Annotated in this window: 14 protein-coding genes; 4 read left to right on the top strand and 10 right to left on the bottom strand. The window is 44.3% G+C overall.

Annotation, left to right across the window (positions count from 1 at the left end; genetic code table 11):
* Window positions 1-229: 229 nt before the first annotated feature.
* From gltA to QN395_RS12200, 7 genes are all read right to left on the bottom strand, one after another.
* The gene (gltA, locus tag QN395_RS12230) at window positions 230-1,537 is read right to left on the bottom strand and encodes a citrate synthase (protein WP_322118996.1); all 1,308 of its coding nucleotides are present in this window, start codon (window positions 1,535-1,537) and stop codon (window positions 230-232) included.
* Between the two features lie 78 nt (window positions 1,538-1,615).
* Window positions 1,616-1,921 (bottom strand): succinate dehydrogenase assembly factor 2, encoded by a 306-nt coding sequence (locus QN395_RS12225; RefSeq protein ID WP_416200105.1) that lies wholly within the window; start codon window positions 1,919-1,921, stop codon window positions 1,616-1,618.
* A gap of 133 nt (window positions 1,922-2,054) precedes the next feature.
* Window positions 2,055-2,765: a succinate dehydrogenase iron-sulfur subunit gene (locus QN395_RS12220; protein WP_322118997.1), complete on the bottom strand. Its 711-nt coding sequence runs from the start codon at window positions 2,763-2,765 to the stop codon at window positions 2,055-2,057.
* Between the two features lie 19 nt (window positions 2,766-2,784).
* Complete coding sequence (gene sdhA / locus QN395_RS12215) at window positions 2,785-4,563, bottom strand: succinate dehydrogenase flavoprotein subunit (protein ID WP_322118998.1); 1,779 nt, start codon at window positions 4,561-4,563, stop codon at window positions 2,785-2,787.
* A 2-nt stretch (window positions 4,564-4,565) separates the two neighbouring features.
* The gene (gene sdhD, locus QN395_RS12210) at window positions 4,566-4,934 is read right to left on the bottom strand and encodes a succinate dehydrogenase, hydrophobic membrane anchor protein (RefSeq protein ID WP_322118999.1); all 369 of its coding nucleotides are present in this window, start codon (window positions 4,932-4,934) and stop codon (window positions 4,566-4,568) included.
* A complete protein-coding gene (gene sdhC, locus QN395_RS12205; protein ID WP_322119000.1) occupies window positions 4,935-5,342 on the bottom strand; it encodes a succinate dehydrogenase, cytochrome b556 subunit in 408 nt (135 codons plus the stop codon).
* A 169-nt stretch (window positions 5,343-5,511) separates the two neighbouring features.
* Window positions 5,512-6,324 carry a GntR family transcriptional regulator gene (locus QN395_RS12200; protein ID WP_322119001.1) on the bottom strand — a complete coding sequence of 271 codons (813 nt, stop codon included), beginning with the start codon at window positions 6,322-6,324 and terminating at the stop codon, window positions 5,512-5,514.
* A 397-nt stretch (window positions 6,325-6,721) separates the two neighbouring features.
* On the opposite strand from QN395_RS12200, the gene QN395_RS12195 reads away from it, so the two are divergent.
* The 4 genes from QN395_RS12195 (at window position 6,722) to acnA (ending at window position 12,138) form a co-directional block, all read left to right on the top strand.
* Window positions 6,722-7,711: a malate dehydrogenase gene (locus tag QN395_RS12195; RefSeq protein ID WP_322119002.1), complete on the top strand. Its 990-nt coding sequence runs from the start codon at window positions 6,722-6,724 to the stop codon at window positions 7,709-7,711.
* 72 nt (window positions 7,712-7,783) lie between these two features.
* The gene (locus QN395_RS12190) at window positions 7,784-8,755 is read left to right on the top strand and encodes an HpcH/HpaI aldolase/citrate lyase family protein (RefSeq protein ID WP_322119003.1); all 972 of its coding nucleotides are present in this window, start codon (window positions 7,784-7,786) and stop codon (window positions 8,753-8,755) included.
* 62 nt (window positions 8,756-8,817) lie between these two features.
* Window positions 8,818-9,312, top strand: coding sequence for a hypothetical protein (locus QN395_RS12185; RefSeq protein WP_322119004.1), 495 nt, complete (start codon window positions 8,818-8,820; stop codon window positions 9,310-9,312).
* 90 nt (window positions 9,313-9,402) lie between these two features.
* Window positions 9,403-12,138 (top strand): aconitate hydratase AcnA, encoded by a 2,736-nt coding sequence (acnA, locus tag QN395_RS12180; RefSeq protein WP_322119005.1) that lies wholly within the window; start codon window positions 9,403-9,405, stop codon window positions 12,136-12,138.
* Between the two features lie 257 nt (window positions 12,139-12,395).
* Here acnA and QN395_RS12175 read toward each other — a convergent pair whose 3' ends face one another.
* From QN395_RS12175 to QN395_RS12165, 3 genes are all read right to left on the bottom strand, one after another.
* Entirely contained in the window at window positions 12,396-12,896 is a 501-nt protein-coding gene (locus QN395_RS12175) for a hypothetical protein (RefSeq protein ID WP_322119006.1), read from the bottom strand.
* Between the two features lie 56 nt (window positions 12,897-12,952).
* A complete protein-coding gene (locus QN395_RS12170) occupies window positions 12,953-14,119 on the bottom strand; it encodes a cystathionine beta-lyase (protein ID WP_322119007.1) in 1,167 nt (388 codons plus the stop codon).
* Between the two features lie 200 nt (window positions 14,120-14,319).
* On the bottom strand, window positions 14,320-14,841 hold the full coding sequence (locus QN395_RS12165; RefSeq protein ID WP_322119008.1) for a hypothetical protein: 522 nt from the start codon (window positions 14,839-14,841) through the stop codon (window positions 14,320-14,322).
* Window positions 14,842-14,845 lie beyond the last annotated feature (4 nt).

Genomic DNA, 14,845 nt, shown 5'->3' with positions numbered 1-14,845 from the left:
CCTTCCGCGACACGGCCTGACCGGTTAGCGGATTGCACATCAAGTTGTGGGGAAGGGCTGGTTTCTAACTACTCCACTTTTAAATCAAAACTGTCATTCGTATATTTAAAAAAATAACTTTTTTGAATTAAAAATGAATTTACATCTAAAAATCTACTTACTAATTGAAGCATAACATATTTAATGTAAAAAAAAGCGAGTCTAGCTGACTCGCTTTTTTCGATACCAACTATCCACGCTGATCAATAGGCAACACGGTACGCGTCTGAGATCCGACAAATAATTGGCGTGGTCGACCAATTTTTTGCTCTGGATCAGAAATCATTTCTTTCCACTGCGCGATCCAGCCAACTGTACGAGCCAAGGCAAAAATACCCGTAAATAAGGAAGTCGGAATACCGAGTGCACGTTGTACGATGCCGGAATAGAAATCGACATTTGGATACAATTTACGAGAGACGAAGTATTCATCTTCCAACGCAATTTTTTCTAACGCCATCGCAAGTTTAAACAATGGATCATCTTGCAAACCGAGTTCTTGCAGAACTTCATAGCAAGTTTCACGCATTAATTTAGCACGTGGATCATAGTTTTTATAAACACGATGACCGAAGCCCATCAATTTTACGCCAGAGTTTTTATCTTTTACTTGGGCAATAAATTCAGAGATATTATCAACGCTTCCTATTTCTTCCAACATGCTCAAAGCAGCTTCATTAGCACCACCGTGTGCAGGCCCCCACAAACAAGCGATACCAGCAGCGATACACGCAAATGGGTTTGCCCCAGACGAACCCGCCAGACGAACTGTAGAAGTAGATGCATTTTGCTCGTGATCAGCATGCAGTATCAAAATACGATCCAAAGCGCGAACCAAAACTTCATTTACCTTATATGGCTCACATGGCGTAGAAAACATCATGTGCATGAAGTTAGCGCTATATGACAAGTCATTACGAGGGTAAACAAAAGGCTGCCCAATGGAATACTTATAGGCCATAGCAACCAGAGTTGGCATTTTTGCGATCAAGCGAATTGCAGATACTTCGCGGTGACGTGGATTATTAATATCGAGGGAATCATGGTAGAACGACGCTAAAGCGCCTACTGTACCAACCAGAACAGACATCGGATGTGCATCACGACGGAAGCCACGGAAGAAAAATTGCATCTGCTCGTGCACCATAGTGTGATTCGTTACAGTAGCAACAAATTCAGCCTTTTGCTCAACTGTTGGCAACTCACCGTTCAATAGCAGGAAACAAGTTTCTAAAAAATCACCGCCATTAACTGCTAGTTGTTCAATGGGGTAGCCGCGATACAGCAGTTCGCCTTTGTCGCCATCAATGTAAGTAATTGACGAGTTACATGCTGCCGTTGACATGAAGCCTGGATCATAAGTAAACATCCCTGTTGCGCCATACAATTTACGTATATCGATTACGTCAGGACCAACTGTACCTTTGTAAATTGGCATTTCTAATGATGCAGAACCATCAGAGAAAGATAGTGTGGCTTTTGTTTCAGAATTCGTCATGGCTCTTCCTTCAACATAGAGTTGAGTCGTTAATCAAAAAAACGAGAGAAAATTTTTATCAATAAATCTCTATCAACATCAGGCAATCTGCAAGCGAGCCAAAAGTGCGTGCACGTGCGGCAAATCAACTTCAGCTTCTGGTTGCTTTTTAGCCAAAATAAGGTCCATCAAAGTATTATCAGGCAATTCCATCAATCGACCAAAAGCATCCACTTCATCATCTGTAAGAGATGTCTCATGTAAATCTAAAAAGCGAGTGAGTATGAGATCATTTTCCAAAAGACCGCGTCTGGAGCGCCACCTTAGGCGAGCTCGTTTTACGGGGTCACTTTGATGGGATACGATTTTAATTTCAGACATAATTGCTTTCAATACTGAATTCATATTTCATGCAATTCTTGAGACTGCCATTCGAAGCAAAACAAAAATTACATAAAATAAGAGCTCCAAATTCAACATTCGAGGAATAACGAACTTGTAGCTCTCGATTGTTTTACTCGATTAAATTCTGCAACGACTAGACAGCTCGCCTAACCATTAACTCTTTAATCTTGCCAATAGCCCTGGTCGGATTAAGACCCTTAGGGCAAACATCAACGCAATTCATGATCGTGTGGCATCGGAACAAACGATACGGATCTTCTAAGTTATCCAAGCGCTCATTGGTCGCCTCATCGCGTGAATCTGCAATGAAACGATAAGCTTGCAATAAACCGGCAGGGCCAACGAATTTGTCTGGATTCCACCAAAACGAAGGGCAAGATGTGGAGCAGCAAGCACACAAGATGCATTCATACAAGCCATCTAATTCTTCACGTTCTGCAGGCGTTTGCAGGCGCTCTTTTTCAGGCGGAATCGACTCGTTCATCAAATATGGTTTGATGGAGTTGTATTGCTTGAAGAACTGCGTCATGTCCACGATCAGATCACGAATGACTGGCAAACCAGGTAAAGGACGCAAAACAATAGGCTCAGTCAATTCGTTCAGATTAGTGGTACAAGCCAAACCATTTTTACCATTGATGTTCATTGCATCCGAACCACACACACCTTCACGGCATGAACGACGCAAGGCAAGAGAATCATCAACGTCAGCTTTGATGCGTTGCAATGCATCTAGCAACATTTTGTCTGTGTCTTGCAGCTCAACTGTAAGATCTTGCATGTAAGGCTTTGCATCCTTGTCAGGATCGTAGCGATAAATTTTAAATTTGAGTGTACGTGCCATTTTGTTCTCTTCGCAATTCTTAGAAAGTACGTGCTTTAGGCTTGAAGGTCTCTACAGTCAGCGGCTTGGTAACAACTGGTTTGTAATCCAGACGATTAGCCTCCGAATACCATAGCGTGTGTTTCATCCAATTTTCATCGTCGCGCTTCTCATAATCACGATGCGCATGAGCACCACGCGACTCTTTGCGCGCAGCAGCAGATGTGATGGTCGCTTTTGCGGTTTCAATCAAATTATCCAATTCTAAGGCTTCAACACGTGCTGTGTTAAATACCTTAGATTTGTCTTTGAACGAGACATGCTTACGACGTTCATCTAACTCCATGATCTCTTTGACGCCCTCTTGCAGCAACTCGTCAGTGCGGAATACACCGCAGTGATATTGCATCGTTTTACGAATCGCATTCGCGACGTACTGTACACGCTCGGTACCCGTGCTAGTTTCCAGTTTGGCCAAACGAGATAATGCAAGATCTGCTGCATCCGCTGGCAGATCCTTATTGCTGCGAGCCTTCAAATTGCTGGCAACGATATGATTACCTGCTGCGCGACCAAATACTAGTAAGTCCAACAGCGAATTGGTACCTAAACGATTAGCGCCATGCACTGAAACGCATGCACACTCACCAATCGCATATAAACCATTCACTATTTCATTAGGGTTACCGTTTTTAGGGGCGACAACCTGACCGTAAATATTAGTTGGAATACCACCCATTTGATAATGAATAGTTGGCACTACCGGGATCGGTTCTTTGGTCGCATCTACGTTAGCAAACTTATGTGCGATCTCCAGAATCGATGGCAATCGTTTCTGAATGGTATCTGCTCCGATATGACGTAAATCCAGCATGACATGATCTTTATTTGGACCGCAACCGCGACCTTCTTTTATTTCCTGATCCATAGAACGGGAAACGAAATCGCGAGGAGCAAGATCTTTTAGTGTCGGTGCATAACGCTCCATGAAACGCTCGCCCTGGCTATTGACCAGAATACCGCCTTCACCACGCACGCCCTCTGTGATCAAAACGCCAGCTCCAGCAACACCCGTTGGATGGAATTGCCAGAACTCCATATCTTCCAGAGGCAAACCAGCGCGTGCAGCCATACCCATACCGTCACCAGTATTGATAAATGCATTTGTTGAGGCAGCCCAGATACGACCTGCACCTCCGGTTGCAAAGATGGTTTGCTTGGCTTCAAGCATCATCACTTCGCCAGTTTCCATTTCCAAGGCAACTACGCCCAAGACATCTCCATCAGCATCACGAATTAAATCAATTGCCATCCACTCGACGAAGAAATGAGTACGAGCACGAACGTTACGCTGATACAAAGTGTGCAATAACGCATGACCAGTACGATCTGCAGCCGCACATGCTCGCTGTACTGGTTTTTCACCGAAATTTGCAGTGTGTCCGCCAAACGGGCGCTGGTAAATAGTGCCATCAGCGTTACGGTCAAATGGCATACCGAAATGTTCTAACTCATAAACTACTTTAGGTGCTTCACGACACATAAATTCAATTGCATCTTGGTCGCCCAAATAATCTGATCCTTTTACGGTATCAAACATATGCCAGTACCAATTATCCTCGGACATATTACCTAGTGACGCGCCGATACCACCTTGTGCCGCAACTGTGTGCGAACGCGTAGGAAATACTTTAGACAATACAGCGACGTTCAGGCCAGCTTCTGCCAATTGCAAGGAAGCACGCATGCCCGAGCCACCTGCGCCAACGATCACCGCATCAAAGCGGCGGGATGGAATTGCGGGTTTGATTGCTGCCACGGTTACACTCTCCACAAAATCTGTGCCGCATATCCGACACAAGCGATCAGCCACAAAATAGTGGCGACTTGAAACACCAGACGCAATGCAACGCTGTGCGTCACATAATCCATCCAGATATCACGCATACCTACCCAAGCGTGATAAAACAAACACATAAAGACAGCAAAGGTCGCCAACTTAAACCACTGTTGCGCAAAAATACCTGCCCAGCCAGCATAACTGAAGTCGTTTGCCGTTAAAAACAATCCAAGTAGCAACACGGTATACAGCGCCATAACGATAGCTGTGACACGTTGCGCCAACCAATCGCGCAAACCATAATGCGCACCAGTGACAAACCGATTAGGCCCAATATTGTTATTTGCCATTTAAAATACTCCAAATAATTTAAGAGCAATCAAAGCAGCCAAAGACAGGCTCACAGCGAATACACCAACGGCAGATTGACGTGCAGAGTCTTTATTCAAGCCAACATGAAAATCCATGAACAAATGACGAATACCAGCACAAAAATGGTGCAAATAAGCCCATGACAGCGCCAAAATAGTCAATTTAACAAAAATACCCGAAGTGAAATTTTTGAGCACTGCAAATGACAGTTCTGAAGTAATGCTTTTATCCAATAAATACAAAATGAATGGTAAGAGCAAAAACATCAGCATTCCGCTTGCGCGGTGCAGAATAGAAACGAATCCAGCTAGTGGCAGCCGATATCCTGTGGCATCAATCAGCCGCATCACCCCGTAGCGAGGTTTAGCTTTTACTACTTCAGACATAAATAATCTCCCCATTAACTAGTCTGTACATGAACTTTATAATTTTCGCCTATTTTGGTGCATTGCACCAACCAAAAAGACATTTTGCTACAAAATAGTCATATCTTACTGCGAAATCTGAATACGTATTTTGACACGTAATGCCAATAATCGTCCTATATGACCCGCATTAACTCAGTTCATTACGATAATGATGTTGGTCGGTCAGATAAAGCCCACGTCGTAACTCGACAGGCTTATCGCCATAGGTAAACGAAATTCGCTCCACCTTTAACAAAGGTGCACCAACATCTAACTGAAGCAAATTAGCGGAAACCTCATCAGCACAAACCGCTCGAATTTCTTCGGACGCTCGGATCATGTGCGTACCAAACTCAGTTTCAAACAAACCGTACATCGGGCCTTTGTATTCATTAAGGCGCTCAGCAGTCAATCCCTTAAAGATCACCCCTGGCAACCACAATTCATCCAAAATGGTGGGTACGTTAGAAAAAGATTGAACTCTTCGGATAAACACAACAGAGTCACCTGACTTGATATCTAGTGCACGCGCAACATCAGCTGGTGCACGGAGCCGCTTCACCTCGATAATTCTATTCTCAGGATAATGTGGAATGCCAACATCTGGCACCAAGCGCAAAAAACGGAATTGGGAGCGCGCCTCATGATGAGTTGCGACAAAAGTACCCTTCCCCTGTCTACGTATAACCAAATTTTCTGCAGATAGCTCATCAATCGCCTTGCGAACAGTACCCTGACTTACCTTAAAACGACTAGCCAATTCCATCTCACTAGGGATCAACTCACCAGGCTTCCACTCGCCCGACTGCAAACTCTGGGTAATCAAAGCTTTAATTTGCTGATATAAAGGGCTAAAAGTAGGAGATGCGCCAGATGTCACATAACCAGGCGCAGCAACACCTACAGTCGAGCTATTAGGATTATTACCCTGATTATTGGCGGTTGGCACAGTAGAATTCATAGACCACAATTTCACCACAGAAAGTAGCATTCCGTCCACAACAAATTAACAAGTAATATGTCTTATATAAGACATAAGATATTGATTGACACTTCGTTCTAGCCAACCTAAACTCCCGTATGAACGAGTTGACACGAACCAACATTAAAGTCGTCAAGCAATATTAGTTCTTATAGATTCAAAGTAAAGAAGAAATCCACAAACACCGTAGATTGATATAAAGATTGAAGCTTAATATTGATAGATTAAGAAATTAGAGGTCGCTTGTGAATTTGGCTGACGCGCCCTACTTTCAACGGTATCATTGTGTGCTTTTTATGCTTAATAATCGAGTTTGAAATGATTGATTATAAAGCGTTAAGTCGACATAATTTTCACACCACTTCGGAGATGCATCATGGCAAAATCCCCTATGCGCGTAGCTGTAACAGGCGCTGCTGGCCAAATTGGCTATTCCCTTTTATTCCGCATTGCCAATGGCGACATGCTTGGCAAAGACCAACCGGTTATTCTGCAATTGTTAGAGATTCCTGACGAAAAAGCGCAAAAAGCACTTAAAGGCGTTATGATGGAAATCGACGATTGCGCATTCCCATTACTCGCTGGCATGACTGCTCATAGTGACCCGATGACTGCTTTTAAGGATATCGATGTTGCCCTGTTAGTTGGTGCGCGTCCACGTGGACCGGGAATGGAACGCAAAGATTTATTGGAAGCGAATGCACAAATTTTTACAGTTCAAGGTAAAGCATTAGATGCCGTTGCTTCGCGTAATGTGAAAATCTTGGTGGTTGGTAATCCTGCAAACACTAATGCGTACATCGCAATGAAATCGGCACCAAGCTTGCCATCCAAAAACTTCACTGCAATGTTGCGCTTGGATCACAACCGTGCGTTGTCACAAGTAGCCGCAAAAATTGGTAAACCAGTTGCCGCAATTGAAAAGCTTTGCGTATGGGGCAATCATTCGCCAACCATGTATGCTGATTATCGTTTTGCAACTGCTGATGGTGCATCGGTTAAAGATTTGATCAACGATCAAGAATGGAATAAAGACGTATTTTTGCCAACAGTTGGCAAACGCGGTGCAGCCATTATTGAGGCACGCGGCTTGTCTTCTGCCGCATCTGCGGCAAACGCAGCGATCGATCATGTTCGCGACTGGGTACTTGGCACTAACGGCAAGTGGACAACGATGGGCGTTCCCTCCGATGGATCTTATGGGATTCCTGAAGGTACTATGTTTGGTTTTCCTGTCACAACAGAAAACGGCGAATACAAAATTATTCAAGGTTTAGAAATCGATGCATTCTCTCAAGAACGTATCAACCTTACGCTTAAAGAATTGCAAGAAGAGCGTGATGGCGTAAAACACCTGGTTGGCTGATTTTTATCAGAGGCAAGTTGGTCGTAGTCTATGTCCAACTTGCCAAATCACTTCCTCTCTCATAGCGTGAAGATGCACCCTTCCCAAGTTTTATTTCAGGATCAGGAACAACCGACATTTTTGCCGGTATGTGATCACTATGCCGGATCTGAAAAACTCATGCATAAATCCATGTCGCTGCAAAATGCGCTGGGTGCTGTATTTGATATTACATTTGATTGTGAAGATGGCGCAGCAGCAGGCAATGAGGTCGCACATGCAAAACTTGTTGGCAATCTGATTGCATCAGAGAGTAATTATCTGCAGCGAATTGGCGTACGCCTACATGATGTCAACAGCCCTTATTTTGAACAAGATATTGATCTGATTGCACCTGTTGCCGGAGAAAAAATTGCTTATTGGGTACTGCCAAAAGTTGATGGCGTAGAGCAAGTCATCAAAGCCATACAGAAAATTAACCAGTACGCGACGAGTTCTCGACAAAGTCCCGCACCCATTCACGTCTTAATAGAAACTCACGGCGCATTGGCCAACGCTCATCAAATTGCCGCTTTACCTCAAGTCGAGTGCCTGTCATTTGGCATTATGGATTTTATTTCAGCGCATTATGGTGCTATTCCGTCTAGTGCAATGCGATCACCAGGACAGTTTACGCATCCATTAGTCATGCGCGCCAAGCTAGAGATTGCCGCAGCTTGCCATCGTTTCGGCAAAGTAGCGTCACATAATGTAACCACTGAAATCAAAGACACTGCAATTGTTGCAGGTGATGCTAATCGTGCAGGCATCGAATGTGGTTACACTAGAATGTGGAGCATACATCCTGATCAAATTAAGCCCATCGTCAAAGCATTGTCACCAAGAACTGCAGAAATTAACGAGGCAATTTCAATTTTGATTGAGGCTCAACAGAATGACTGGGGGCCGATACAGATCGCCGGACGACTACATGATCGAGCCAGCTACCGATATTATTGGACTTTGTTAAAAAAAGCCCAGCGCTGCCAGTTAGCATTACCAGATTCTGCGCTGATATTATTGTGATTTATCGTAATCGTTATAAAACTCAACAACGTTCCAAGAACTTATGTAATCAGGAGATATGAATGAAGAAAATTATCTACATCGTCAGCTTTATGGCGCTCACGTCCAGCATTTTGTGTTCGCCACTTTTGTCACAAGCGCAAACAACAAGTACCAGCAAAAAAGCAACTGCCAAAACAAATAAAATTGCGGAAAAACTATCTCCAGTAAAAGCTGTACCTGATGAAGATGATTTAGAACCAGACATCACCGAAAATAAAACTTTCGATTACAAATGTGAACTCGGCAATTTCTTCACTATTTATACCAACGCAGACGATGATAAACACGTTGCGATACGTTGGAAAAAACGTTTATATCGTCTCAGCAGAATTGATACGACAACCGGTGCTAACCGGTTTGAAAATAAAAAAGCTGGATTTGTATTTATCGGCATTCCATCTAAAAGTATGTTGTTAGATTCACGTCATGGCCAACAGTTAGCCAATGAATGTAAAACACCAGAGCAAGTTGTAGCAGAAACCGAACGACTCTCGACCGCATCGCAAGCGAAATAAACAAGCGTTTTGTACATTTCGTATTTAACTGAAGTGATTTAATAAGTAGATTTTTTTGATCATTGATTTTTGTAAAAAAAAGGAATAGCCATGAGCCAAAATGCGTATAAAGATGCATTCAAAACCCTGAAAGATTTCAAGATTTCAGATTCTAAAAAAGGCAAATTCTACTCATTGCCAGCACTAGAAAAAAATCTGGGTGTAAAGATTTCGCGCTTACCAATTTCCATCCGTATTGTGCTGGAATCTGTCCTACGCAATTGTGACGGCAAAAAAGTCACTGACGAACACGTTAAGCAACTCGCTAACTGGAGCGCTACTGGCGACCGTACTGACGAAATTCCTTTCGTCGTGTCTCGTGTAGTTTTGCAAGACTTTACCGGCGTCCCATTACTGGCTGACTTGGCAGCAATGCGTAACGTCGCTGCGAAACAAGGTAAAAATCCAAAAAATATCGAGCCTTTAGTACCAGTTGATTTAGTAGTCGACCACTCTGTTCAAATTGATCATTTCCGTGAAAAGAAAGCCTTGGATCTGAACATGAAATTGGAGTTTCAACGCAATAACGAGCGTTACCAGTTCATGAAATGGGGTATGCAAGCTTTTGATACATTCGGCGTTGTACCTCCAGGTTTCGGCATTGTCCATCAAGTTAACCTGGAATACTTGGCACGCGGCGTACATAAAGTAAAAGATGCAAAGAAAAATGATATCTACTATCCAGACACACTGGTAGGTACAGATTCACATACAACAATGATCAACGGTATCGGCGTCGTTGGCTGGGGTGTTGGCGGTATTGAAGCTGAAGCGGGCATGCTGGGCCAGCCAGTTTATTTCCTGACGCCAGACGTAGTTGGCGTAAACCTGACAGGCGCGTTGCGTGAAGGTTGTACTGCAACCGATTTGGTATTGACCATTACAGAATTGCTGCGTAAAGCAAAAGTTGTAGGCAAGTTTGTTGAGTTCTTTGGCGAAGGTACACGCACATTGTCTCTGACAGACCGTGCAACTATCGCCAACATGGCACCAGAATATGGCGCGACTATGGGTTTCTTCCCTGTTGATGAAGCAACGATTGATTATTTTAAAGGTACCGGTCGTACTAAAGCTGAGATCGATGCATTTGAAGGCTATTTCAAAGCCCAGAAAATGTTCGGCATTCCTAAAGCTGGTGACATTGATTACACAACAGAAGTATCGTTGGCACTGGACACCGTTGCACCATCTTTGGCTGGTCCAAAACGTCCGCAGGATCGGATTGAAATCGGTAACGTCAAATCGACCTTCGCTGATTTGTTTGCTAAACCAACCTCAGAGAACGGCTTTAATAAAAAAGCTGAAGATCTGGATGCGGTTTACACCAATGCAGACGGCGTTAAAGTTAAAAACGGCGATATCCTGATTGCTGCAATTACGTCTTGCACAAATACCTCCAACCCAAGCGTACTATTGGCAGCTGGTTTGTTAGCTAAGAAAGCTGTCGAAGCTGGCTTGAAAGTTGCACCACACATTAAAACATCGCTGGCACCAGGGTCGCGTGTTGTTACCAAGTATCTGGAAGCTGCGGGTCTGTTGCCATATCTAGAAAAACTCGGCTTCGGCGTAACCGCTTATGGCTGCACGACATGTATCGGTAACGCTGGTGATTTAACACCTGCCATGAACGAAGCCATCGTAGCAAACGACATCGTGGCATCTGCAATTCTCTCCGGCAATCGCAACTTTGAAGCCCGGATTCATCCGAATATTCGCTCCAACTTCTTGGCCTCCCCTCCTTTGGTTGTTGCCTATGCAATCGCGGGCAATATGACAAGAGATTTGATGACTGAACCAGTTGGCCGCGTAAAAGGTAAAGATATTTTCCTTGGCGACATCTGGCCAACCAGCGCAGAAATCCAGAAGTTAATGAAGTTCGCGATGAACTCAAAAACATTCAAAGAGAACTACGCTGACGTCAAAGGTGCACCAGGCAAATTGTGGGAAAACATCAAAGGTGTGGCAGAAGGTCAAGTCTACGACTGGCCAACCTCCACTTACATCGCTGAGCCACCGTTCTTCGCTGACTTTACTATGGAGCCAAAAGCTGCTGCTACTGGCATCACTGGTGCACGTGCATTGGGTGTGTTTGGTGATTCAATTACAACCGATCATATCTCTCCTGCTGGTTCAATCAAAGAATCTAGCCCAGCAGGTATTTGGTTGAAAGCAAATGGCGTACTGAAAGCAGATTTTAATTCCTACGGCTCACGTCGCGGCAACCACGAAATCATGATGCGCGGTACTTTTGCCAACGTGCGTATCAAAAACTTGATGATTCCAGCGAAAGAAGACGGCTCTCGTGTTGAAGGTGGCGAAACGCTGTTCCAGCCAACTGGCGAGCCAATGGCGATCTACGATGCCGCGATGAAATATGTTGCTGAAGGCACGCCAACGATGATCTTCGGTGGCGAAGAGTACGGCACGGGCTCATCCCGCGACTGGGCAGCTAAAGGCACGCAATTACTGGGCGTTAAAGCTGTCATCGCTCGTTCATTCGAACGTATCCACCGCTCTAACCTGGTCGGCATGGGCGTATTGCCATTGCAGTTCCTGGGTACTGACAGCGTTGATTCTTTGGGTATTACAGGCACAGAATCCTACGACCTGAAAGGTATCGAAGATGATATCAAGCCACAACAGCAAGTGACACTGGTGATTAACCGTGCCAATGGTGACAAACAAGAAGTCAAAGTCTTGTTGCGTATCGATACACCAATTGAAGTTGACTATTACAAGCATGGCGGCATCTTGCCATTTGTATTGCGTCAACTGTTAGCGGCTTAAGGGTTGAAAAACTGACATTCATCACCTTAGTTACCGACTTAGGCCGGTAACTAAGGAATGAAATGAAAAGAGGGCTGGATCAAAATCCAGCCCTCTTTTTTTGCGTAGTCAAAAATCAAACAAGCTACGATTGGACCAAGGAGTTTCATATACTCCCTATTTTTTATACTAATTATGCCAGATCGTCCAAAGAATCATTGGACAACTAAAATATACTAGTCAGCAGTATATTTAAAATAAATACTGAAAATCAATCGTTACTCGTCGATTTGCGGTAAAGCAATACTCCGTAATTGAAAGCGACCGTCATCGTTAAACAACCAAGTTTCAATAATTTCTAAGCGTCCATTACGCACCAGATGTGGCAGAGGCTTGGGGAATGGCGCACTGACTCGCAGACTATTCAAAGCAGTCGCCTCTGTCACTTTGTCGTGATTACTGCGCATAATTTCGCTTTTGATTAACTTACCATCTGACGCCAAAATAAATTTTAAAACAATGACAGACCGCAACAACGCTTGTGGCTGCTCTGAATATGATTTATCCGCATTGTGCTTTGTAATATATTGAGCAAGATCGCGTTTGTATCCATTGATCGTAAAAGCAGTCGAAGAGCTGGGAGCGGTCACAGGTTTTGGGGTCGCGGCTTTGCCTGCGTCTGGAGTTTGACCACGCGGGGCTGGCTCTTCTAACGAACGCGTAGCACAGCCGGTCAATACAAACACAACGAGCATGACCAGTTTTGATTTTTTCATCATGGATACGCCTTTCCAGCAGAATTTACGTCTTTTAAATAATTGAGAAAAGCTGAGTGCTATAAAGCAGACATCGCTTGCGCAATATCAGCAATTAAGTCATCGGCGTCTTCCAATCCAATATTAAAACGCACCAGCACACCTTGATGTGGCCATGTCGTCCGCATCTGCTGAATACGATAAGGTACGCATAAACTATTCGCACCGCCCCAGCTAAAGCCAATTTTAAACAGCTTCAAGGCATCGACAAAGCGGTCCGTTTGCTGCTCGGTATAAGCGCTATCAAATAACACAGAAAACAAACCGCCAGCACCACTAAAATCGCGCTTCCAAATATGATGTCCGGGACAGTCTGGCAAAGCTGGATGCAAAACCTTATTGATCTCCGGACGAGTTGATAACCAAGTCGCGACTTTACGGGCGCTGGCATCATGCGCATCAAAACGTAATTTCAAGCTAGGTAAATTACGCAATATTAGATAGGCATCATCCATACCGACGCCAAAACCCAAACGCATATGGGCTGATTGAAGACGTTGATTCAATAATTTGTCTTTGGTAATAACAGCCCCCATCAAGACATCAGAACCACCACTTTGATATTTGGTTAATGCCTGCATAACAATATCCACACCATGCGCAAAGGCGGGGAAAGCCAATCCACCAGACCAGGTATTATCTAGCGCCACCGCCACACCTTGCGCATGCGCTGCGGCACAAATGGCGGGGATATCTGGCACTTCCATCGATACAGAACCCGGCGCTTCGGTCCAAATCAATTTGGTATTTGACTTGATTAGTGCCGCAATACCAGCGCCAATGAGCGGGTCGTAGTAACGTACACTCAACCCAAAACTACTTGCCAGCCAATCACCTAATTCACGATTGGGATTGTAGACATTATCTGGAATCAAAACATCGTCACCGCTTTGCAACAAAGCCAGATCGATCAGCGTAATTGCAGCCAAGCCACTAGGTGCCAGCAAACAATGGTCGCCCTGCTCTATCTCAGCTAATCGCGCCTCTAAAGTAAAACTTGTGGGCGTTCCATGCAGACCATATGTATAGGCTGATTTATCTTGCCAACTGCGAGCACGCATTGCAGCAACATCTTTAAATAACACCGTAGAAGCGTGATGAATCGCCGTAGGAAAAGCCGCAAATCCATCTGGTGCTACATAATCAGAATGAATTAATGTCGTGTTTGTACCTGGGATTGTCATCATGAACGCTCGCGGAAATTTAGATAGAAGCGCCCAAAGATAAATATAAACTCTGACGCGGTGTTGAACCTATTGTTACAGATCACGCGATTACTTGGAAGTACAGCGAGGGACAATTTTATAAGTCCGTTATCTGAGGCTGAGTGCCAGGCAATGCAATTTTAATATTCTGAGCAGACAGGAAAGCCAGCTTTGACTAGGAATTATTGTGCAGCCTTCAAATGCAACGAAGATGCTCTCTTAGATTTACCAGTCTTACTTACTGCTGACGGCATTAATTCGAGAATAAAATCTTTGATGGTCTTACCGTCATCGGACTGCCATTTGCCACGCAGAATTTTGCCCTCTAACTTACCATCCCATTGACCAGAAACGTCGATACCATCTTCAGATTCTTCCATGCTTAAGGTAGTCCCATTGACCTCGCCGGCCAACAAGATTTTATGGCCTTTATTTCTGTTTCCACCAAAGACGATGTAGTCGCCCTCGACACTGTCAATATCTTCTAGCTTGGGCTGTAGACGCATTTCAACGACATCTTCTCCCAACTTACCACGCCACCTTTGTGCTTCTTTAAAAATGGGCGTGGTCACTCGCGTAGCTGCCGCGTTGGTGACCGTATTAGCAGTATCTTGCTGAGCGTGTGCAGCGGAAAATGATAAAAACAGCGTTGCAAGCAACAAGACTAAGGAGAAAATCCTAAATTGAATATTCAGAGCCGGCATAGAC

The sequence above is a fragment of the Undibacterium sp. RTI2.2 genome (assembly GCF_035018705.1).
In the GTDB taxonomy this organism is placed as follows: domain Bacteria; phylum Pseudomonadota; class Gammaproteobacteria; order Burkholderiales; family Burkholderiaceae_D; genus Undibacterium.
The sequence above is the reverse complement of the archived record's forward strand: the minus strand, read 5'-3'. Positions and strand labels throughout refer to the sequence as shown.